We start from the raw sequence: 20,106 nt of genomic DNA, 5'->3' as shown, positions 1-20,106 counted from the left end.
CACTTAAACGTTATAACCAAAATAAGCACCCCCGTCTGCATCTACCATGAGGAGCAGCACCAATGGCGAGAAACAAATTCCTAACCACAATCGCAGGTCTCCTGACTAATTTTTCTAATCGTCGCAAATCCCAAATTAATCCGCCAACATCTGAAGGATATGTTCACCGTCAGAAAAGCGATGGTGAAAATGATTTGACTAGGTATTTGACCAAATACTTAAAGAATTTCCGCAATTTCTACCAATCTTTGCTGCCCTCAGCCGAAAGGCAAAACCGTCAAAACTCTTCACGACGGTGGCGCCGATTGATGCAGCATAAGTTGGGCAAAAGTTTTATTAATTTGCTGCAAACCATTGGTCAATTGGGGCGCTATTTGAGCGTTCCAGCTTTTTATCGTCTGTGGCGCAACTTTTTTGTCGCTTATCGTCAACGCACCCAAGCGGGTTTTGTCCTCCCCGTCACCATGCTGATGGTTGTGGTGATGTTGTTGGTGGTGACATCTTTGATGTTTAGAGCATTTCAACGCTCTGAGCAAGTGATTGGGGATTACCAGTTGCAACAAGTCAAGAATACCTCCACCCCGGCGATCGAACGAGCCAAAGCCAAGATCCAACTGCTGTTGGCTCCTGAAGCAGAAACCGAAGGAGCGTACTATAGTCAGAAATCAGGTATTCCCTCAGAATCGGAAATGGAGGAATTGCTGGCAGGGGATGCTGCTTACACCTGGACAGGAGAAACCAGACTAACACCGGCTAACCTGGGTATCACCGTAACTCCGGATGGGGGTAAGATTGCGGCTTGGAAATTTCAGTCAGACAGTGACGGGGATGGCACCAACGATACCATAACCGCTTATGCCATCTTGGTCAGAAGCGCCCGGAAAGTTGGCAATAAAACCAAAACAATAGATCACCGCTTGGCAGAAAGTAATCCCGCAACTCATGAAGTAATTCCTGATAATGATCCTGATAATGACAGAAGTAAATTATTTGTGGTCAGCAATGGTCCAATTGCTGCGACCAGTTCCGGTAGTACCTCTTGCCAGCCCAAATACCAGTCTGAAACAACCGGTGCCAGCAAGACCGATGCGGAGGGATGGTTCCAAATGGGGGGCGGTGATGCCGTACTGAAAAAAAATATTCAAGTTTATGCCGTTAGTTTGCCCATTGACAACAAAGGCAACCTGAGTAATCCAGTAATCTCTACAGCCCAATACCAGCAAGACCGCAGTGCCGACCGTGGGAATAAGTGGGGGGCTTGGTTCCGGACTGATATCGAAATCAACCCTGCGGCTAATTTTGATTGGAATGGCGCAATTCATACGGAAGGCAGTTTGTATATCATGGGTCAGAAAGATTTTAACGGGAAGTTAATTAGCGAGAAGGAATCTTGTTTCCTCAATCCCAAGCAAAATTCAGACATTACCATTGGTGGCCATTTGGTCAATTCTGAAATGACCAGAAATCAAACGTCTAGTGGAGCAGTCAAGTTTGAACTCTATCCTGATGCAAGTCCCTCTCCCGTGACTAATGCCACTGACTCATCGAAGTACACGGGCAGTCCCATCGATCTTTCTATTAATCCTCAAGCAGTTCTGTTGCAAAACAAGTCAGTGGCGCGGGGGGGCGAAGGATTTTGGGAAAACCAGGTAAATTCGAGTTGGGTCAATAGTGATTTAGCCACTAAACGAGTTTCGATTTTACAAAGTGGTCAAGCGCCTCCGTATATTGATGATACTTATCGCGCCGATAACCGCTATGGGCCAAAAGTGGGCTACAGCAGCAAGGTGACAACTCCAGAATGTGTCCTGGGTAAGGCTGTGGGTGGCAGCGGCTGCAATACTGTTACTCCCAGTGTCGAGCAGGTGATTCGCAATGAACCACCGGATCCTGTGCTGCAACCGGATGATTATGGCTTGGATGGCTACTGGGAACGCCGCGCCAGAGGTCAAGGCACTCGAATTATTGTGGGACAGCGCCTGGAGTTGGGGAATGCTTTTGGTTGGGTACAAGATTTGTCAAGTCCCCCAAACGACATAATTACCGAGACTGAAGATAAAAAACGTGGGGATGATCCCCTGAATCCGCCCAGGAATCCGATCGCCAACACAAATATGAATAGTCGGCGGCATGAACTGCGCCAACGTCGGACGCAGTATGACAACTTGGCAGCCGTCCAATCTACTTTGGTCTATCACTACACCGATACAAGCAAAGGTTATGACCCGGTGGCGGCGGTGGCGACGACGGTTCACCCCGGAACAGAGAATACACTCAAAGAAAGCGCGAAGTTTGAAACCATTGCTTTTAAAGACAAGACTGGAACAGAACAAAAACCCATTGCGATCGACTTTTTTAATGGATATGGCACGAATGGCTGGGAATTTGCACCGCCAACTGTCACCAGCACCAGTCTGTCGTCTACCGCCCCTTTGGGCAAAGCATTAAGAAATTTGGCCTATTTTGCGGGCGACCCAGATGGAGCATTTCCACCCAAACAAGAGGCGGGTAAAGTGCATCCCTTACCCCAGCTAACTATGTGGGGGAATTTTTCCAATCTCCGGCGAATTTTTGATCAAAATACCAGTATTACTTTGCCCAAAGCGGGAACGCCTGGTAATATTAGCCTTGCGGATTTAACCACCCTGCAAACCGCATCCGCAAATTTAGGAATGTTGGCTTATAACATTGATTATTTGCAAAGTTATAATTATGCAAATAGTAAAACCTCTGGTTTAGGTGGCGGTATAGCAAAGCTAGGTGAGGCTCTTTGGAAGTTACAAGATCAGGATTCTACGAATGGTGAGGTGATCGATCTTGCTGCTATTCCCTCGCCAGCGGCAATCAATTATAATCTACCACCAGATGCCTATATCGCAGCGCTAGAAAGAGATAAAGATCCAACTAAGCTAAACATTACCGATGATGTGATTAAACTTGCTCGGTTGGTGATGACTAAGGAGCAAGTAGAACGCGATCGCACCTATGGCTTTAACGTTAGTGCAGATAATCATCCTAATAATAGCAGCACCTATAATCCCACTGATGGTATTGCTACTTGGGTGAACAGTACAGTTCAAATCAATAGTGCTTGTGATATTAGCGCGACTTCAGGTAACAATTATTTTGGTTTGGGTACTCCTACTGCTGATACAGAAAAGCAATTTATCGGCCTCTCTCGCCTTTGCTCCAAATATCCTAAATTCCCATCCCTGTACTATATTTTCCCGAAAGTGAACCACGGTCACGCGGGAACAGGCGACCATGCACAACCAAATGACGAACCTTATATTAGGGATGCTGACATCACCACTATTAATAGTGGAAGTGACCGATACAAAGCCTTAGATAATGCCGATATCGCTACCATTAAGATTAACCCGAAAAAGGCGGATCTGACCGATTGGGTTCTGCCTCAGAGTACCATAACTTTCACGGAGATTGAGGAGAGTCAGGCAGCACCAAACAATAGTCAGAGAGAAGTGATTCAAATTGTTAACGGTACAAACTCTACAAACCGCCGGGTAGCGATTAAAGATTCTGCCTTATTCAATGGTCGGGAAGAAATGAATGTGCGGGTACTCAACCTGGACGTGGATATGTTGCGGTCTGTTTCGCCCCCGAACGACAACACTGAAACTTGGCTCCCCAAGAGTGGGATTATGTATGTGTTCCGGGAAGATGCCGTCCGGGAAGATGCGATCGCCCGTCCAGGAGGATCGCAAATGAATGCTTCTACTCCCACAGACCCGACATTAGACGCCAATGGCATGAGTACCAAGGCGATCGACTACTACGCCGATCCGGATCGCCGTCCTTATGGCTTCCGCTTGAAAAATGGCCAAGACCTCCGACGTAAACCCGGTGGATCGCTGAATAAGTCAATTCTCCGAGGCTTAACTCTAGTCTCCGACAACCCAGTGTACATCCAGGGTGATTTTAACCTGCATACCTCCAACGGCAGTGACACCCTTACAGAGTTGACGGGTCTGTCAACAAAACGTGTCGTAGACTCCAACTTTGCCAACCCAGAGGTGGACTATTGGCGACCGACAGAAGTTCTTGGAGATGCGATTACTGTCATTTCTAATAACTTCTGTGATGGCAGCATTCAAGAAGGGTATTTAAACACTGACCCGATGACCACTGTCATTGACGATGCTAATACTCAGAAGAAGTATGGTTGCCTAAACAATACACCCCAACGGACTTCATACTCCAACCAAAATCGCCCAACAGTGCAATTATTCCCACAAACTTCCATTAGTACCCAATCTTGGGTGTTATCAAATCCCTGGGAAGCTCATCCAACCACCAGCAATTCTCCAAAATCTCCCATTGTGATTAACTGGAATGGTGAAGTTTTAATTACTGACAGGGTGACAAGCACCACCGGCCCCTATATCAAAAATCAGAAAGCATATGACCAGCAATATAATGCCTTTAGCGCTCGTGACTTTAATGCATCCAGCAGCTACATAGGCAGAGCGATCGACACGAAAGCAAATCTCACCATGGTTAATGGCGTGGTTCCGGCACAAACTAACCAAGGAAATGGCGGTTTAATTAACTTTCCCCGAATGCTGGAAAACTGGCGTGTAGATGGAGGAAGTCAAGATAAAACCCTGACAATTCGTGGGTCATTCATGCAATTAAACTTTAGTCAATATGCCACAGGGCCATTTGATCAAGACGCCTGGGAACCGGGAATCGCCTCGGATAGCAACGAACGCATTTTCTATTACCTCCGACCTAACCGGGTTTGGGGTTACGATGTGGGTTTGCAGTACCTTCCCGCCGGTCCGGTTGCTCGACGGATCCTCGTTCCCGGTAATGAACGCAGTGAATTTTACCGGGAACCGAAAGGGGATGACCCATACATTTGCCTACTCAGAACCGCCCTTGGTTTTGCTTGTAATTAATAGGAGGGCCAAATGTGCTTCCAGATGCACCGCTTAACCATCAAAAAAACCGGGTTTCTGCTGTTTGTTTCAAAAGTTATCTGTTTATCGCGAAAAAGAAACCCGGCTTCTTCTGAAAAAGGACTTACCCTCGTGGAATGCTTGGCGGCAATTGTGATCTTTGGTCTGTCCATTACCGCCATCACTTCACCCATCATGTTGGCCATGGCCACTCGTGTCCGGGCATACCGAGTACAACAGGCCATGCAAATTGCCCAAGGAGAAATCGATCGCGTCCGACTGATTCTCGAACGGGGGGATTTATCTCTCGCCCAACTAACCCCCTTGCTGCCGCCGAATGCGGGGGGTGGGGAAGCCGCAGCATTCGGGGCACCGACTGCCGAGGATACAGCCTGTAAAACCACCGCCAGCACCCCCAAACCAACGGCCAGCAACTCTAATCAATGGTGCCGAGTCACCCTGAAAAATGAGGAGTTTGCTGTGCAGACATTCCGTACCAAAACTACAGCATTAAAGGACATTTCACCAGACAGCAAAAGCCAAACCCCCATTGGCTTGATGATGGGGGTCCGGGTTTACCCCATTGCCGCCATAAATAGCAAACAAGCCCTAAGCAAAGAACCCATGTCTCTCGGATTTTCCGCCATCACCACCTCCAGCGCTGCCCCCCTGGTGGCCATTTACACTCCAATAGTTCGGAGTGATTTGGATGAGTCTGCCGAAGTTTACAAAGCGCTTTTAAAGTAAGTTACTGGTTGCTGGTTATTGGTTATTTGTTATTCATAATTGAGCAAGACAAACAACAAATAACCAACAACAAATAACCAACAACTAACAACAAATAACAAAGATAAGAATTATGAGTAAATTAAATCATATTCAAATTATTTACAAAAGATGTCGATCCTATCTAAGTCAAACCAAAGATAGCGGATTTACCCTGCTCGAAGTATTAATGGCGATCACGGTTTCTAGTGTCGTTGTCTATGCCATGCTTTCCTTAGTGGTCAGCTTATTGGAAACAGAAAAAAGAGAAACCGCCAAAACCCAAACTCAAATCGAAATCGGCCAAGCGATCGATTACATTGCTTCAGAAATTGAACAAGCCGCTTATATTTATGAAAGCTCATGCTTAGGCGGTGGGAGACAGTCTGATGGAAATCCCGTCAATGGAGATGAATATTGCCCAGGATTAAGCAATATTATTACATTTCCCTCTGGGTTGACTCCTGTCCTGGCTTTTTGGAAATTAGAAGCCGTTCCTTATAATACTGCCACTAACAGCAATGAAGCATTGCCTGTATCATGTTTAAATATGCCTACTACGCCTATTAATTTACAAGAAGAATGTTATGGCATAAAAAATAGTCGAAGTAGCTACACCTTGGTCGTCTATGGACTCCGAACTGACACTAATGATACTTGGGATGGCCCAGCCAGAATCACCCGCTATCAAATGCGGAAATATAAAACCGATGATTTAAAAAATTTAACCAAAACCGCTGAATATCTCATCAATAACCAAGACCCGGAAACTACAACATTTCAAAAATGGCCTTGTACTAACTCACCTTGTTCCCCCAAAAAAATTACTCAATACAACGATGATGTACTCGTAGACTTAATCGATGACGATAAGAATCAAAGTACCGGAGGAACTCAGGCCATTTGTGATCAAAATAAATATGTGAACACTACATATAGCCTCAGTCCGGCTGCAAATACCCCTGATGGTTTCTACGCTTGTGTTTCCAGTCCCGGTGGTTCCGGTGGTTATCAAGATGCCGTAATCTTTATGCGGGGCAATGCCGCCGCCCGCGCTGGAGAAGAACCCAAGTCACAAAACCCTGCTTATTTACCAAGCATCAGCAGACGAGTCAAAGCGGGTACTTTATTAAACCGAACACCACCAGAGCCTTCAGAATAATTAATATGGTTATTGGTTATTTGTTATTTGTCCTTGGTCATTTGTTCTTGGCCATTTGTCCTTGGTCATTTGTCCAACAAACAACCCCCCCAACCCCCCCTCAAAGGGCGGGCAACAACCAACAACATGCATAATCCCTACCCAACAACAAACAACCAAAGAATCCCTACCCAATAACAAAAGAATCCCTACCCAATAACAAAAGAATCCCTACCCAATACTATGATTAATCTACCAACTAGGAAAAATTGGCTGAAGCACCACTCTAATACATCTGGCTTTACCCTATTAGAGTTATTAGTGGTCGTAGTCATGATCGGAATTCTGGCTGCCCTGGGAATTCCCAGTTGGATCTCCCTAGTCAACAATAACAAAATTAGTAATGCTCAATCAGAAGTATTCCAAGCCATGCGGGATGCCCAAAGCAAAGCCAAGGTGAGAAAGACTACTTGGGAAGCGCGGTTTAAAAATGGCCAAAATGCCAATGGTAACCCTGCGATCCAGTGGTCAGTGAACTCAGCCAGTGGTAGCCCAATATGGCGAACTATTAGTAGTCCAGGAGTTCAAGTCGATACAGCACTGACAGATATGAATAAAATTGGCGAGTCATGGTCAGTCCAATTTGACTACAAAGGTGAAGTCAAGGTTACTGATCAAGGTAAAAAAATTACTGTAGTTATTGGCAATGGCGGTGGGCGGAAAAAATGTGTTTTTGTCAAGACTACTTTGGGCGCGCTGAAAACCGCTGAGGGAGATAAGTGTAACAATTAGCTATTAGTTATTGGTTGTTGGGTAGGGATTCTTTGGGTAGGGATTCTTTGGGTAGGGATTCTTTGGGTAGGGATTCTTTGGTTATTGGTATTGCAACAGTGGGAACGAATACAGTGGCTTGGAATGGTAAAGAGGGCAATGGAAATGATGTTCAGCCAAGTGTTCTGGGCTATCGAGTCCAAGTAAAATACGGGGAAGTTCATTTTCCCTTGATTGATCCAGAGTCAAGTAATTATGTCTGATTTAACTAAACCATCAGAAAAGTTGCATTTACTGCGGCATTTAGCGGATTATCCCCCCTCGCTCCCCTTTGAAAGGGGGGAAAGATTAGGGAAAGTTTTCCGGTTAAGAAAAGCCGGAAAAATTTCTGATTCAGGATTTACCGATCGCCCAGATCGATGTAGGGGTGATTCGCGAATCACAGAAACCGGGTTTCTTCTTCGCATCCCACAGTTAACTGCTGATATTCATAGCAGAAACCCGGTTTCTTCTTGGAGAAATGCGAGCAATGCTAGAAATGGAGCGAATAATTTTCTTCCGTCCAGTGGCTTTACGCTTCTAGAGCTTTTGCTGGTGGTTTTTATTATCAGTCTTTTAGGCGCGATCGCGATTCCTAGTTGGCTATCATTGCTAAATACTACTCGAGTGAATAATGCTCAGAGTACCTTATATTCAGCAATGCTCCAAGCCAAGAGCAAAGCCACCGAACAAAAAGTGATTTATCAAGTCAGTTTTCGAGAGCAAAATAATACTGCACAATGGGCGGTTCATCCAGTGACGATAAACCCATTGGATGCGGGTTGGCATGATTTAAATCCCTCAGTAAAAATTGATGCAGCGGAGACGACTTTGTATAAGCATCCTGCCACAGGAGTTTGGCGAGTACAGTTTAATCATAAAGGTCATGCCAATGGTCAGTTAGGCAGAGTCACGGTGGCGCTGCGGGATAGTGGCAAGAAAAAACGGTGCGTTTTTGTGTCTACTTTGTTGGGGGCTTTGCGGCAAGGACAGGAAAATTCTAAGCCCAAAAATGGCCGGTATTGTTATTAGGATTAATAGGTGGGGAACTGTTGTTGGTTGTTGGTGGGTAGGGATTCTTTTGTTGGTTGTTAGGGATTCTTTTGTTGTTGGGTAGGGATTCTTTTGTTGGTTGTTAGTTGTTGGGTAGGGATTCTTTGGGTAGGGATTCTTTGGGTAGGGATTCTTTGGGTAGGGATTCTTTGGGTAGGGATTCTTTGGTTGTTTGTTGTTTTAGGAAATTGTTGTTTGTTGTTTGTTGTTTGTTAATGGTTGACTGGTAGGGGCGAATGGCCATTCGCCCCTACAGACTGTTGACTGTTTCCACCCCTGCTCCTCCGCTCCCCTGCTCCTCCGCTCCCCACACCCCTGGTCAACGATTAACGCAACGCTTCGGGGCAATAGACCGCTAAAATAGAAGCGAATTATCGCTTAGTCGCAAATTGTTGGCCCATGACCACAGCTACACCAGTTAAAACGAAGTACGAAGCCATTATTGGTCTGGAAACTCACTGCCAGGTAAAGTCTGACACTAAGATTTTTTGTCATTGTTCTACGGAATTTGGCACTCCTCCCAACACGAATGTTTGTCCCGTGTGTATGGGAATGCCCGGAGTGTTGCCCGTACTCAATGAGCGAGTGCTGGAATATGCGGTGAAAACCGGATTAGCTCTTAACTGCCAGATTGCCAAGTACAGTAAATTTGACCGAAAACAGTATTTTTATCCCGATTTGCCGAAAAATTATCAAATTTCTCAGTATGACTTGCCGATCGCGGAACATGGTTATCTGGAAATTGAATTAATTGATGATGACGGCAATGCTGCCCGCAAGAAAATCGGCATTACTCGCTTACACATGGAAGAGGATGCGGGTAAGTTAGTGCATGGAGGGAGCGATCGCCTCGCGGGTTCGACTCACTCCTTGGTAGACTTCAACCGCACTGGGGTGCCGTTGATGGAAATTGTCTCGGAACCAGATATCCGTTCCGGGGCTGAAGCAGCGGAATATGGCCAAGAACTCCAGCGCATTGTCCGCTACCTGGGGGTCAGCGATGGCAATATGCAGGAAGGTTCTTTACGCTGTGATGTGAATATTTCCATTCGTCCCGTGGGACAAAAAGAGTTTGGCGTTAAGGTAGAAATCAAGAATATGAACTCCTTTAGCGCTATTCAACGGGCGATCGACTATGAAATTGAGCGGCAAATTGAAGCCCTAGAATCCGGGGAAAAGATTTTCCAAGAAACCCGTCTCTGGGAAGAAGGCAGTCAACGCACGATTAGTATGCGTTCCAAAGAGGGTTCTAGTGACTATCGTTATTTCCCCGAACCGGATCTCGGCCCAATCGAGATACCTGCATACCAGTTAGAAGAGTGGAAGTCCCAACTACCCGAACTTCCTGCGGCCAAACGGCATCGTTATGAGAATAATATCGGCCTTTCTGCTTACGATACTCGCGTGCTGACGGACGATCGCAGCGTTGCCGAATATTTTGAAGCCACTTTACAAGCTGGTGCCGATGCCAAACTAGCCGCTAACTGGATTATGGGCGATATCACCGGCTATTTGAAAAACGAGAAACTGACTATCGATCAAATTGCCCTAAAGCCTGCGGAACTCAGCGAACTGATTTCTTTAATTCAAGCAGGCACGATTAGCGGCAAAATTGCCAAGGATATTCTGCCAGAATTACTCACCGCTGGCGGTTCTCCGAAAGCCCTGGTGGAAAGTAAGGGATTAATCCAAATTTCTGATACCGGGGCTTTAGAAGTCATGATTGCTGAAGTTTTGGCCGCCCATCCTGATGAGTTGGCAAAATATCGTGGCGGCAAGAAGCAACTAAAAGGCTTTTTTGTCGGTCAAGTGATCAAGAAAAGTGGCGGACGGGCCGATCCGAAGTTAACCAATCAGTTGCTTTCCCAGCAGTTAGACGGTTAGTTAGAAACCCGGTTTCTTCAAGAAACCGGGTTTCTCTATTCTATTGCCTAGTTTTCACATATTGCGCTACCACCGGATTTAACGTAAAACAAGTTATTTTGCCCCGTTCTTCTGTTTCCACAATAAATCGCCTCACCAGCGATCGCACAGCATTGATTAACTCGGTAGGAGATAATGTTAATTCGTTTAACAGTTGCGATAATGCCACGGCTTCTGTTGAGTAGGCAAGCTGAGTAATTACCGCAATTTCGGGCTCGGTTAATCGCTGAAATTGTTGCTCTAATCGCCAGCGTAATGATTCATCTAACATGGGCATATCGTATTGCAAAAAATCAGCTACACTGCCGCCAAATAATTCGGCAATTAGAGTCGCCGTTATATTTAACCAGAGAGGATTGCCTTGATACAGATTAATCAGGGTTTCCCACATTGATTCATCGGATAACTGATGCCCGGTTAAAATATCTTTCGCCGCGATGCCTATACCGCCTAAAACTAAGGAATGAATCGGATAGTTTGATTTTTCTAATTCGGCAATTTCTCTAGGTTGTTCGGAACTAATTAAAATGAAACAACTATGATGATTTACTTCGGTAACTTGTTGTAAAGATCGCTGATAATCTTCATGACCTGGTTTATATTGTCCGGCAAGCTTACCGTCACTAAAAAGTGCTTCTAAGTCATCGAATACGATTAAGCAACGATGCTGCCGTAAGTAGTTAAAAATTTGACTATTAGCGATTCCCTGCTTGCCCCAAACGGGCGGGGAATTTTCTGCTGATTCGGAGAAAATTTGTAGCAGGTTTGTCAGCATGGTTTCCAGGGGGGGTGAAAACCGGAGACTCCGATAGATAACGTAATTAAATTGGGTTTTGATTCTGTCTATTAAGCGGATAGCCAAGGCAGTTTTGCCAATGCCACTCATGCCTAAAATTGCGGCGATTTTTGTGCGGGAAGGAAGAATATCGCCCCTGTTAAACCCGTCGTTTGAGATCCATTGTTCTAGGGTGGCGAGTTCGGTGGTGCGTGAACCGAAATCACCCCTAGGCGAATCGTAAAAGGTGAAGATTTCTGGGGCGTCACCTAAGTCTATATATAGTGGAGGAGGATTTGCTGGGGCTGGAGGGGAAGGGGGAACGGGCGAGCAATTATTGATGACTTCTAATTTCTGTATATTATTGCACAAAGTCATCTGATTAATATTCACAAATTCTGATGAAATAATAATCGAAAAATTATAACGATGTAATATATCAGACAAATTAGATTTATTCACTTCTTGCTCTAAAGCATTGGAGAGAACTTGCCATAATTGTGACGCAACATTTCTCACATGACCTTCGGTACAGTTTTCCGCTTTGGCTATTTCGCTATATTTATGACCATGCAGTGTTCCTGTCAAAATCACCTTTTGGAGACGATTTATATGTTGACCCGTCTCGGAAAAAAATAAACTATCTGTAAACTTTAATACATCGATGTCCATTGCTGTGATTGGTATTTTTTTATGATTTTATCACAAATAATCTGACAAGAGATGACTTATGTCATCACACCTGACATTGAATGACATTAAATTGATTACATATTCTGACACGGTGTCAGTTCCATTTATCGAAACTTAAGAAGATAATTGTATATAAATCCTCCTCAGAGAAATTTAAGCGTTAAAATAGGAGAGAATAAGTCATGGTAAAATCAGCACAATTTAGGAAAATACCAATAGCGGCCTTAGTTGCTGGTGTAGTTCTTTTTTCTCACGCCCAGCCAGCCGATGCTTGGTGGTTTACAAGAGACGAACGCTTAGGTCGTCTAACTACAGCAGATAATATGAATTATTGGCAGCAGAAAGGAGGAATACCATCTGGGACACCTCCTGTCGATCGGAATAAGCTCTGTCAATGGAAGTACGGTAATAACAATGTATGGGGCAAGGCTGTTAGTTCGTCGCGACCAGGTGTATGGCAGACAGATTGTTACCGTTGGCGATGGTTTTGGCAGTAATTTTTTTACTACCCTCTTATGGTGACTAAAATTCTGATTCTGGGTAGTCATTCAAGATATACACCACTATTAATCAGGCACACTTCGTGATGGCTACGAACATAGGTTGGTGGCTATCACGAAGTCTTGTTAATTAAATTGAATAGTTGATTTCAATTTTTATTATAAACATCCATGAAATCCATTTTTAGTTATTTTGGCTTTCTCGATCGCAAGCCGAACTCAGGTTTTACTCTGGTAGAACTGTTGTTTGTGATAATTATTATCGGCATTCTCTCCACTATTTCTATAGTGACAATGTTTAATTCAATAAAAAAAGCAAAACAAGTAGAAGCAATTCTTAATATTAATGATTGCCAGAAAAAACAGCTAGTATTTTATACGGAAAATCATCGGTTTACCAATGCTCTAGAATTATTGGGTTTACAACCGGAAAGCCAGCATTTTATCTACCAAGTAGAGATATCTCCTCCTACCGAGCCTGAACACGGTAATGAAACATTAGTTTGTTGTATGGCTGCGGAGAAGGGAGGCGATGGCCAAATGCTATTTATGTGTACATCATCTAGTGATTAAAGAGTTGGTTGTAAAACACGATGGCCTTGGGCGAAGCATTCGCGGATATATCTTCACTTTTAACCGAAAAATTATCGGCGCGAATGCTTCGCCCTCCGATCAAAGCGGAATCGCCCTTTTTTCCTAATCCCAAGACGGAAAATGCGATCGCTTTAATATACCTCACTGCGATGAGCGATCGCAGTAACAATTACCTGCTTTGTCCCCTCGTCAATGCAATAGACAACTCGATAATCTCCAACGCGATAGCGATAGTATCCGGCTAAGTCTCCTTTGAGTGATTTAATGTTAGGATGACTGCGAGGATCGACTTTCAATCTCTCAAAACATCGGTCTAGCTTGCGTTGCAAAGGCGCATCAGATTCTTCAAAAAAATCCCGAGCATCAAAACTTAGCAAAACTGAATAAAAATCAAGGTTTGCATCAGTATTTTCGTTTGAGTTTGTCAACGGTTGTCACCTTCCCTGCTACTACATTTTTTTTAGCTTGATTAAAGACTTCTAGAAAACCAGGAATTTTCAATAATTCTTCTGTAGCATCGTTGCTTTCCCGTTCTGCTAAATAAGCTAAGAAATCAGCCGCAACCAGCAGCCGTTCAGGAGATAAGCGATCTATTTTTGATTTAAGTTCTTGAGAAGCGATTACCGAAGATTGTTCGCCTAAATCATCTGGCCACGCTGCTGATTTTTCTGCGATTTCATCCGGCGGAATTATCTGATTATCCCCGTCTAATTCGCCTCCAAAATTCAGGAGATTATTGAGGTCTTTTAATAAGCGGATTTTCTCGACTCTCGTTAGATTTTCAACTTGAGTAAGTACCTCGTTATATGTAGGCATAGACTCTCTGCTTAGTTCTTTTGTGGTTGACTCTATTATAAAGATAGAAAAAAATTTTGGCAATCAGCTTGGCGGATTGATGAGCGATCGCTCATCTGTTATATCGCATTGCCCAAAAACCCCCCAAAAACCCCCCGTAGGGACACCGCATTGCTGTGTCCTTTGTGTCCTAAACCTGGGAAAATATTAAGAATGCGATGATATGCGATCGCCCCATTGCCTCGATCGCCTTTATTTATGCTACATCATAATAAAAAAATACATTTTGTATATACATAATCATGCAGTTTGAATGGGATGAAAATAAAAACGCCCAAAATCTCAAAAAACATGGCATTAGCTTTGAGGAAGCTCAAGAAATCTTTGACGGAATCGTTTTTACCGCCATTGATGAGCGTTTCGACTACGGAGAAATTCGAGAAATCAGTATTGGTGCCATACAAGGTGTCGTTATCGTCACTGCATACTGAAAGAAATAGAGTTATCCGCATCATCTCTGCCAGAAAAGCCACTCGTCAGGAGAAAAATACTTACTATGACTATCTCACCCAAGCGACTTAAAGAATTAGAAAATATTCCAGAATCTGCCATTGATACATCTGATATTCCTGAATTAGATGCGAATTTTTGGTCAAACGCAAAACTGGTGAAGCCTCTGACCAAACAAGCGATTTCTTTAAGGGTCGATCCCGATGTATTGGATTGGTTCAAAAGCCAAGGAAAAGGTTATCAATCTCTGATGAATGCTGTGCTGCGTTCTTATGTTGAACATCAGATAAAAAGTAGTCAGTAAATAGGCGATCGCGTTTTCCCCCAAGGGCGAAAACGCGATCGCATTCCCCAAAAACCCCCCGTAGGGACACAGCCATGCTGTGTCCTCTGTGTCCTAAACCTGGGAAAATATTAAAAAGGTGATTATATGCGATCGCCTTAAGGAATCAGTTTTGTGCGATCGCGCAAATTAGCAAAATCTTCATCATCAAAGATGATTCCTTCCTTTTCAATAGTGGCTCTAAATTTTTGGAAACCTTCCCAAAAATCCGCACCAGGCTTTTGTTCGTGTCGCTGCCGAATTAACTCAACTAAATAATCCTGTTCTTCAACAGATAAACTGTCCAGGGAATCAATAATTTCTTGAAGAGTCATCATCTCACCTGCCTAAAATAAAAATGTTGTTACAGAACGTTCCAGAAACCCGGTTTCTTCAAGAAAACGGGTTTCTTTTATGCTAACTTCTCAGGGTTAAGTTAAATTGTTTCACCAAAGCATCGCGGACTTTATTATGAATAGGTTCGATGTCTTGGTCGGTGAGGGTACGATCGCCCACCCGATAGACTAAACGAAATGCTAAACTCCGCTGTCCTTCCGGCACATTTTTGCCTTGATACTCATCAAATAATTGCACCGATTCTAACAATTTGCCCCCGGCTTTTAACATCACCTTTTGCAGGTCTGCCACGGACAAATCCACCGGAGAGAAGAAGGCTAAATCGCGGTCAGAAGCGGGGAAAGTGGAATAAGCAGCAAATTTTTGAATGGTATTTTTGCTGGCTGCTTGCACCAATAATCCTAAGTCTAATTGGAAGATATAGACCTCATCAATTAATTCCCGTTGTTGGCGTAATTGGGGATGCAATTGACCAAAAACTCCCAAACATTTGCCCCATAACCATAAGGAAGCAGTGCGTCCGGGATGCAATGTGGCACTGGCAAATTCAGCGCATAATGCCGTAGCTTCTCCATCACTTTGACCCTTGGCGATTTCTTTACCCCAGGGGCGATATTCCACCCCAATTCCCATTCGTTCAAAGATACTATCTAGTAATCCTTTGGCTTCATACCAGGTGATCCGTTGTTCTTTGCCACTGCGTACCCAACGATTGACTGTTGGATCGCCGCCCATGATACCCGCGATCGCCTCTTTTTCCTTCAGGGCTTCCCCTTCTTTCCAGAAAATCTGACCAATTTCAAAACCGTTTAGTGCCCCATTACCTTGGTCTTGATTTTGTTGGAAAGCATCAATTAAACCGGACAACATTTGCGTCCGCAGGGCGGAATATTCGGCAAACAAAGGATTAGCTAATTCTATTTGATTGGTTTCCCCTGGTTTCACCAAAGAATAATGCATCAATTCTGTTAACCCGGCGCCGCGAAAAGCTGCCCGTAAATTCCGCAGGGTTTGCTGTTCCACGGACAAACCACCGGCTGCGGTTTTGCTGGGCAAAGTTTCGCAGAAGTTATCGTAACCGTATAATCGGGCAATTTCCTCGATTAGGTCAATTTCCCGTTCTAAATCTTTTGCCCGATAGGGAGGTACGGTGACACTCCACACATTCTTTTGCTTGGTAGGAGAAATTTGACAGCCCAAAGCGTTGAGAATGCGTTCAATGTCATTCGGTTGGAGGCTGCCGGTGCCTTTTAATGCGTTCAATTCTGCTTTGGTTGGGCCTAATACTTGATTCACACGGTCAAGCCGTAAATCAATGGGTTGAGGGGTTAAGCCCGTTCGCTTATCCACCATCTCCTGACCCATTGCCTCGCCCCCAGCTAATTCCAGAATCAGGGCGATCGCGCGTCGGCAAGCTTCCTCTACACCCGCTTGGTTAACTCCCCGTTCATAGCGATTGGAAGATTCGCTGCGGAGTCCCTGCGATCGCGCGGATCTGCGAATTGTGGCCGAATCAAATAGCGCCGCTTCTAATAGAATATTCTGGGTTTCCCCATCCACTTCCGTGGACTCTCCCCCCATCACCCCACCGAGGGCTACGGGGCGATCGTTGGCGGTAATTAATAAAGTTTCTGCTTGGAGTTGGCGATTTTGGCTATCCAAGGTTTTCATAGTTTCCCCTGGTTGGGCAAAACGCACCCCCACCGTAAGGCGATCGCCTCCTGCCACCGCTTTCAACTTATCCGCATCAAAAGCATGAAGGGGTTGTCCCCATTCCAGCAACACATAATTAGTCACATCCACCACATTATTAATCGGGCGAATGCGCGACCCTTCCAGCCGTTGCTGCAACCAAGCGGGAGACGGGCCAATTTTTACCCCAGAAATCAAAGTGCCAATATACGCGGGACAGCCTTGAGATTCTTGGATATTCAGCTTCAGACTTGGCCCTGCGGGTTTCACCACTGAAACGGTTTTCGCTTTTGGCAAGCGCACCGTTGCCCCGGTCAGGGCGGCCACTTCCCGCGCTACCCCAACCATACTCAAGGCATCCGCCCGGTTTGCGGTGGCGGTCAAGTCCAGCAGCACATCATCGAGTCCTAACAACGGACGGGCGTCACTGCCTACTTGCAGGTTATCCCCAGAAAAAATATGAATCCCTTCCGACTCTTTGGCTAAACCCAATTCCGCCAAAGAACAAATCATCCCGGACGAAGGCACACCCCGGAGTTTGGCTGGTTTGATGGTTAGATTCACTTTCGGCAAATAGGTGCCCACTGTTGCCACCGGGACATAAATATCTGCCCGGACATTCTGTGCTCCGCAGACAATATTTAACGGTTCCTCTGCCCCAACGTCTACGGTGCAAACACTGAGTTTATCGGCGTCTGGGTGGCGATCGCGTTTCAGCACCTTTCCCACCACTACCCCATCAGCCCAGGATGCACGATTTTCGATTTCTTCCACCTCAAACCCCGCCATTGTCAGGGTTTCCGCTAATTCTTCTGGGGATTGGTTAATATCCACCAGTTCCCGTAACCACTTGATAGAAATCCACATAATTCAGATAGCCTGTGTTTTCATTAGCCTGAATTATTTTACAGGGTGGCAACGGATATGGATGGGCGGCGGATAGGATGTATTTTCGTAGGGGCGAAGCATTCGGACAGACAATCTATGGGATAAATCAGCAACTTACGATCCGAATGCTTCGCCCTCATGCCACGGATTAGGATGTATTTTCGTAGGGGCGAAGCATTCGGACAGACAATTTATGGGATAAATCAGCAACTTACGATCCGAATGCTTCGCCCTCATGCCATTGAAGGGATGGGCAGCGGATGACGGTTGGCATGAGAAATTTTGATAAAATATATCACCGATAACCATGTTATCAGTGCGTAACGAGTCAGTAATTGGAATCAGGCAATGATTAAAATCAGCGAATTGAGTTCTCTTTATGAGACGGATAATGAGCAATGGTTAGAGCAAACCCTTAAACTGTTGAAGGCAAAAAACCTAGAATCTCTCGATTTAGAGCATTTAATTGAGGAATTAGAATCTGTGGGGCGTCGAGATAGATTAACTGTTGAAAGTTTCCTTGAACAAATTATTCGGCATTTACTCCTTTTGCAGTATTGGCAAGCAGAATATGAGTATAATGCTAATCATTGGCAAGCGGAAATTATCAGTTTTAGAACTCAAATTAACGAATATTTAACCCAAAATTTGCGTAATCATTTAGAGGAAAACCAGTCAAAAGTTTATCAAAAAGCGTTAAAGTATGTTAGGAAAAAGACCGGCATGATGGTTAGCTTTCCTGAAGATTGTCCTTACACCCTGGAACAGTTAATCGATCGAGATTGGCTTCCTTAAATCATAGCGATCGCCCCGCTAGTAGGGTGGGCAGGTTGCTTGAGAGTAAATGGCGATCGCAGTAAAGAACCCCTGCCCACCAAACATTTTCTCTGATAAAATCCGTCTCGTTTTAATCGATTGATACCAAATTTTATTAGATTTACAATGATAATTGTAATCAAAAATTATGAATTCTTCACAACTTAAACCAATTTTGCAAAAATTAAAGCAGTCATTATTCGGCCTATATCAAGACAAGCTTGAGGCAATTATTTTATATGGATCTCAAGCGAGAGGCGATGCTAAAGAATTTTCTGACATTGATATTTTAGTGATTTTAAAACGGCAGATAAATCCGTATCAAGAAATCGATAAAACCAGCAATATAATTTATGAAATATGCCAAGAATATGATGTATTAATTTCTCGACACTTTATTTCAGCAGAAAACTTTGAGACTACCAATACTCCCTTCATACACAATGTAAAAAAAGAAGGAATATACCTATGAAAATAGAACAGCAAAAATTGATTCAGAAAGCCAAGGAAAGTCTGCTGGCATCTCAAGTTCTAGCCGAGCGCAAGCTCTATAACTTTGCTGGTTCCAGGGCTTATTACACGATGTTTTATATTGCGGAAGCATTCCTTTGGGAAAAAGGCTTGAGTTTTTCAAGTCACTCTGCTGTGATTGGAGCCTTTGGTCGGGAAATTGCCAAAACAGGAATTGTTCCGCCTGAATTTCACCGCTATCTGATTGATGCCCAAGACAAAAGAACTCAAGGAGATTACGGTATTGATGATGATGTTCAGTTGAGTGCAGACGATGTAAAAATATTAATTTTACAAAGTCAAAAATTTATTGAAATTGCCGAAAAAATTCTATAATTTAGCGCGATCGCCCCCATAAAGCCAGAGCTAGTAGGGTGGGCAGGTTGCTTGAGAGTAAATGGCGATCGCAGTAAAGAACCCCTGCCCACCAACCATCTTCTCTGACGAAATCCGTTGCCTATTTTATAAATAAAGACTAAAGCTAGTAGGGTGGGCAGGTGACTTGAGAGTAAATGGCGATCGCAGTAAAGAACCCCTGCCCACCAACCATTTTCTCTGACGAAATCCGTTGCCTATTTTATAAATAAAGACTAAAGTCAAAACTACAAACTTGATCCGTTGCCCAATTTCCTGAAATAGCGATCGCTCCTATCCGCTGCCTATTTTCATGGAAAATAGCGATCGCCTCTATCCGTTGCCTATTTTAATTTCAAATAGCGATCGCCTCTATCTGCTGCCTATTTATATCCGTTGCCAACTTGTTGTGGTGCGTCTAGGCTGGAATCAAGGTTAATTGTTTTTTCTCAAATTACTTGCCAGCCTAACACACCCTACTGACTGAAATAGCGATCGCCTCTATCCGCTGCCTATTTTAATGGAAAATAGCGATCGCCTATATCCGTTGCCAAGCTGTTGTGGTGCGTCTAGGCTGCAATAAAGGTTAATTGTTTTTTCTCAAATTACTTCCCAGCCTAACACACCCTACCGACTGCCTATTTTAATTTCAAATAGCGATCGCCCATCCGCTGCCAATTTTATAA

General features: G+C 44.3%; 21 protein-coding genes. 14 read left to right on the top strand and 7 right to left on the bottom strand.

The window, feature by feature from the left end:
- The first annotated feature begins 62 nt into the window (after nt 1-62).
- The 7 genes from hpsA to gatB all read left to right on the top strand — a co-directional run bounded on the left by hpsA (nt 63) and on the right by gatB (nt 10,575).
- The gene (hpsA, locus tag ABWT76_RS11680; RefSeq protein ID WP_354636142.1) at nt 63-4,922 is read left to right on the top strand and encodes a hormogonium polysaccharide biosynthesis protein HpsA; all 4,860 of its coding nucleotides are present in this window, start codon (nt 63-65) and stop codon (nt 4,920-4,922) included.
- A gap of 12 nt (nt 4,923-4,934) precedes the next feature.
- Nucleotides 4,935-5,669: a prepilin-type N-terminal cleavage/methylation domain-containing protein gene (locus ABWT76_RS11675; RefSeq protein WP_156331930.1), complete on the top strand. Its 735-nt coding sequence runs from the start codon at nt 4,935-4,937 to the stop codon at nt 5,667-5,669.
- A 112-nt stretch (nt 5,670-5,781) separates the two neighbouring features.
- Nucleotides 5,782-6,849, top strand: a complete 1,068-nt coding sequence (locus ABWT76_RS11670; RefSeq protein WP_190880229.1) for a prepilin-type N-terminal cleavage/methylation domain-containing protein — start codon at nt 5,782-5,784, stop codon at nt 6,847-6,849.
- Between the two features lie 222 nt (nt 6,850-7,071).
- Entirely contained in the window at nt 7,072-7,620 is a 549-nt protein-coding gene (locus ABWT76_RS11665) for a Tfp pilus assembly protein FimT/FimU (RefSeq protein WP_190880231.1), read from the top strand.
- A gap of 77 nt (nt 7,621-7,697) precedes the next feature.
- Complete coding sequence (locus ABWT76_RS11660) at nt 7,698-7,862, top strand: hypothetical protein (RefSeq protein WP_190883080.1); 165 nt, start codon at nt 7,698-7,700, stop codon at nt 7,860-7,862.
- A complete protein-coding gene (locus tag ABWT76_RS11655) occupies nt 7,855-8,670 on the top strand; it encodes a prepilin-type N-terminal cleavage/methylation domain-containing protein (protein ID WP_054468603.1) in 816 nt (271 codons plus the stop codon). The genes ABWT76_RS11660 and ABWT76_RS11655 overlap by 8 nt, the downstream gene beginning before the upstream one ends.
- A gap of 420 nt (nt 8,671-9,090) precedes the next feature.
- A complete protein-coding gene (gene gatB / locus ABWT76_RS11650; RefSeq protein ID WP_054468605.1) occupies nt 9,091-10,575 on the top strand; it encodes an Asp-tRNA(Asn)/Glu-tRNA(Gln) amidotransferase subunit GatB in 1,485 nt (494 codons plus the stop codon).
- Between the two features lie 40 nt (nt 10,576-10,615).
- Here gatB and ABWT76_RS11645 read toward each other — a convergent pair whose 3' ends face one another.
- Complete coding sequence (locus ABWT76_RS11645; RefSeq protein ID WP_354636141.1) at nt 10,616-12,061, bottom strand: NB-ARC domain-containing protein; 1,446 nt, start codon at nt 12,059-12,061, stop codon at nt 10,616-10,618.
- Nucleotides 12,062-12,753: 692 nt separating this feature from the next.
- Here ABWT76_RS11645 and ABWT76_RS11640 point away from each other — a divergent pair.
- Nucleotides 12,754-13,155, top strand: coding sequence for a prepilin-type N-terminal cleavage/methylation domain-containing protein (locus ABWT76_RS11640; RefSeq protein WP_190880239.1), 402 nt, complete (start codon nt 12,754-12,756; stop codon nt 13,153-13,155).
- A gap of 152 nt (nt 13,156-13,307) precedes the next feature.
- Here the strand turns inward: ABWT76_RS11640 and ABWT76_RS11635 are convergent, their stop codons facing one another.
- Together ABWT76_RS11635 and ABWT76_RS11630 are read right to left on the bottom strand one after the other, a co-directional pair.
- Nucleotides 13,308-13,604: a type II toxin-antitoxin system RelE/ParE family toxin gene (locus tag ABWT76_RS11635; protein ID WP_354636140.1), complete on the bottom strand. Its 297-nt coding sequence runs from the start codon at nt 13,602-13,604 to the stop codon at nt 13,308-13,310.
- The gene (locus ABWT76_RS11630) at nt 13,579-13,992 is read right to left on the bottom strand and encodes a hypothetical protein (RefSeq protein ID WP_354636139.1); all 414 of its coding nucleotides are present in this window, start codon (nt 13,990-13,992) and stop codon (nt 13,579-13,581) included. Before ABWT76_RS11630 ends, ABWT76_RS11635 begins: the two co-directional genes overlap by 26 nt.
- 281 nt (nt 13,993-14,273) lie before the next feature.
- Here ABWT76_RS11630 and ABWT76_RS11625 point away from each other — a divergent pair, with 281 nt between their 5' ends.
- Together ABWT76_RS11625 and ABWT76_RS11620 are read left to right on the top strand one after the other, a co-directional pair.
- Complete coding sequence (locus ABWT76_RS11625; protein WP_242050070.1) at nt 14,274-14,462, top strand: BrnT family toxin; 189 nt, start codon at nt 14,274-14,276, stop codon at nt 14,460-14,462.
- A 65-nt stretch (nt 14,463-14,527) separates the two neighbouring features.
- Nucleotides 14,528-14,785, top strand: a complete 258-nt coding sequence (locus ABWT76_RS11620; protein ID WP_190880243.1) for a BrnA antitoxin family protein — start codon at nt 14,528-14,530, stop codon at nt 14,783-14,785.
- A 137-nt stretch (nt 14,786-14,922) separates the two neighbouring features.
- Here the strand turns inward: ABWT76_RS11620 and ABWT76_RS11615 are convergent, their stop codons facing one another.
- Nucleotides 14,923-15,141, bottom strand: coding sequence for a hypothetical protein (locus ABWT76_RS11615; protein ID WP_354636138.1), 219 nt, complete (start codon nt 15,139-15,141; stop codon nt 14,923-14,925).
- Nucleotides 15,142-15,220: 79 nt separating this feature from the next.
- Nucleotides 15,221-17,719, bottom strand: coding sequence for a phenylalanine--tRNA ligase subunit beta (pheT, locus tag ABWT76_RS11610; protein WP_354636137.1), 2,499 nt, complete (start codon nt 17,717-17,719; stop codon nt 15,221-15,223).
- Between the two features lie 369 nt (nt 17,720-18,088).
- Here pheT and ABWT76_RS11605 point away from each other — a divergent pair, with 369 nt between their 5' ends.
- The gene (locus tag ABWT76_RS11605; RefSeq protein WP_354636136.1) at nt 18,089-18,535 is read left to right on the top strand and encodes a DUF29 domain-containing protein; all 447 of its coding nucleotides are present in this window, start codon (nt 18,089-18,091) and stop codon (nt 18,533-18,535) included.
- Here ABWT76_RS11605 and ABWT76_RS11600 read toward each other — a convergent pair.
- Nucleotides 18,532-18,699, bottom strand: a complete 168-nt coding sequence (locus ABWT76_RS11600) for a hypothetical protein (RefSeq protein WP_354636135.1) — start codon at nt 18,697-18,699, stop codon at nt 18,532-18,534. The two genes, ABWT76_RS11605 and ABWT76_RS11600, sit on opposite strands and share 4 nt — an antisense overlap.
- A gap of 5 nt (nt 18,700-18,704) precedes the next feature.
- On the opposite strand from ABWT76_RS11600, the gene ABWT76_RS11595 reads away from it, so the two are divergent.
- A complete protein-coding gene (locus ABWT76_RS11595) occupies nt 18,705-19,028 on the top strand; it encodes a nucleotidyltransferase domain-containing protein (RefSeq protein ID WP_354636134.1) in 324 nt (107 codons plus the stop codon).
- Nucleotides 19,025-19,402 carry a HEPN domain-containing protein gene (locus tag ABWT76_RS11590; protein WP_354636133.1) on the top strand — a complete coding sequence of 126 codons (378 nt, stop codon included), beginning with the start codon at nt 19,025-19,027 and terminating at the stop codon, nt 19,400-19,402. The genes ABWT76_RS11595 and ABWT76_RS11590 overlap by 4 nt, the downstream gene beginning before the upstream one ends.
- A gap of 126 nt (nt 19,403-19,528) precedes the next feature.
- Here the strand turns inward: ABWT76_RS11590 and ABWT76_RS11585 are convergent, their stop codons facing one another.
- Nucleotides 19,529-19,666, bottom strand: a complete 138-nt coding sequence (locus ABWT76_RS11585; protein WP_354636132.1) for a hypothetical protein — start codon at nt 19,664-19,666, stop codon at nt 19,529-19,531.
- A gap of 67 nt (nt 19,667-19,733) precedes the next feature.
- Here ABWT76_RS11585 and ABWT76_RS11580 point away from each other — a divergent pair, with 67 nt between their 5' ends.
- Entirely contained in the window at nt 19,734-19,859 is a 126-nt protein-coding gene (locus ABWT76_RS11580; RefSeq protein WP_354636131.1) for a hypothetical protein, read from the top strand.
- Nucleotides 19,860-20,106 lie beyond the last annotated feature (247 nt).

Source organism: Planktothricoides raciborskii GIHE-MW2 (assembly GCF_040564635.1).
GTDB classification, from domain to species: Bacteria; Cyanobacteriota; Cyanobacteriia; order Cyanobacteriales; family Laspinemataceae; genus Planktothricoides; species Planktothricoides raciborskii.
This window is presented reverse-complemented; position numbering and strand designations above follow the sequence as displayed.

Excerpts from the sequence above, each read along its gene's own strand:
- hpsA (WP_354636142.1), top strand. The coding sequence starts at position 63 with ATGGCGAGAAACAAATTCCTAACCACAATCGCAGGTCTCCTGACTAAT.
- ABWT76_RS11675 (WP_156331930.1), top strand. The coding sequence starts at position 4,935 with ATGTGCTTCCAGATGCACCGCTTAACCATCAAAAAAACCGGGTTTCTG.
- ABWT76_RS11670 (WP_190880229.1), top strand. The coding sequence starts at position 5,782 with ATGAGTAAATTAAATCATATTCAAATTATTTACAAAAGATGTCGATCC.
- ABWT76_RS11665 (WP_190880231.1), top strand. The coding sequence starts at position 7,072 with ATGATTAATCTACCAACTAGGAAAAATTGGCTGAAGCACCACTCTAAT.
- ABWT76_RS11655 (WP_054468603.1), top strand. The coding sequence starts at position 7,855 with ATGTCTGATTTAACTAAACCATCAGAAAAGTTGCATTTACTGCGGCAT.
- gatB (WP_054468605.1), top strand. The coding sequence starts at position 9,091 with ATGACCACAGCTACACCAGTTAAAACGAAGTACGAAGCCATTATTGGT.
- ABWT76_RS11645 (WP_354636141.1), bottom strand. The coding sequence starts at position 12,061 with ATGGACATCGATGTATTAAAGTTTACAGATAGTTTATTTTTTTCCGAG.
- ABWT76_RS11640 (WP_190880239.1), top strand. The coding sequence starts at position 12,754 with ATGAAATCCATTTTTAGTTATTTTGGCTTTCTCGATCGCAAGCCGAAC.
- ABWT76_RS11630 (WP_354636139.1), bottom strand. The coding sequence starts at position 13,992 with ATGCCTACATATAACGAGGTACTTACTCAAGTTGAAAATCTAACGAGA.
- ABWT76_RS11625 (WP_242050070.1), top strand. The coding sequence starts at position 14,274 with ATGCAGTTTGAATGGGATGAAAATAAAAACGCCCAAAATCTCAAAAAA.
- ABWT76_RS11620 (WP_190880243.1), top strand. The coding sequence starts at position 14,528 with ATGACTATCTCACCCAAGCGACTTAAAGAATTAGAAAATATTCCAGAA.
- ABWT76_RS11615 (WP_354636138.1), bottom strand. The coding sequence starts at position 15,141 with ATGATGACTCTTCAAGAAATTATTGATTCCCTGGACAGTTTATCTGTT.
- pheT (WP_354636137.1), bottom strand. The coding sequence starts at position 17,719 with ATGTGGATTTCTATCAAGTGGTTACGGGAACTGGTGGATATTAACCAA.
- ABWT76_RS11605 (WP_354636136.1), top strand. The coding sequence starts at position 18,089 with ATGATTAAAATCAGCGAATTGAGTTCTCTTTATGAGACGGATAATGAG.
- ABWT76_RS11595 (WP_354636134.1), top strand. The coding sequence starts at position 18,705 with ATGAATTCTTCACAACTTAAACCAATTTTGCAAAAATTAAAGCAGTCA.
- ABWT76_RS11590 (WP_354636133.1), top strand. The coding sequence starts at position 19,025 with ATGAAAATAGAACAGCAAAAATTGATTCAGAAAGCCAAGGAAAGTCTG.
- ABWT76_RS11580 (WP_354636131.1), top strand. The coding sequence starts at position 19,734 with ATGGAAAATAGCGATCGCCTCTATCCGTTGCCTATTTTAATTTCAAAT.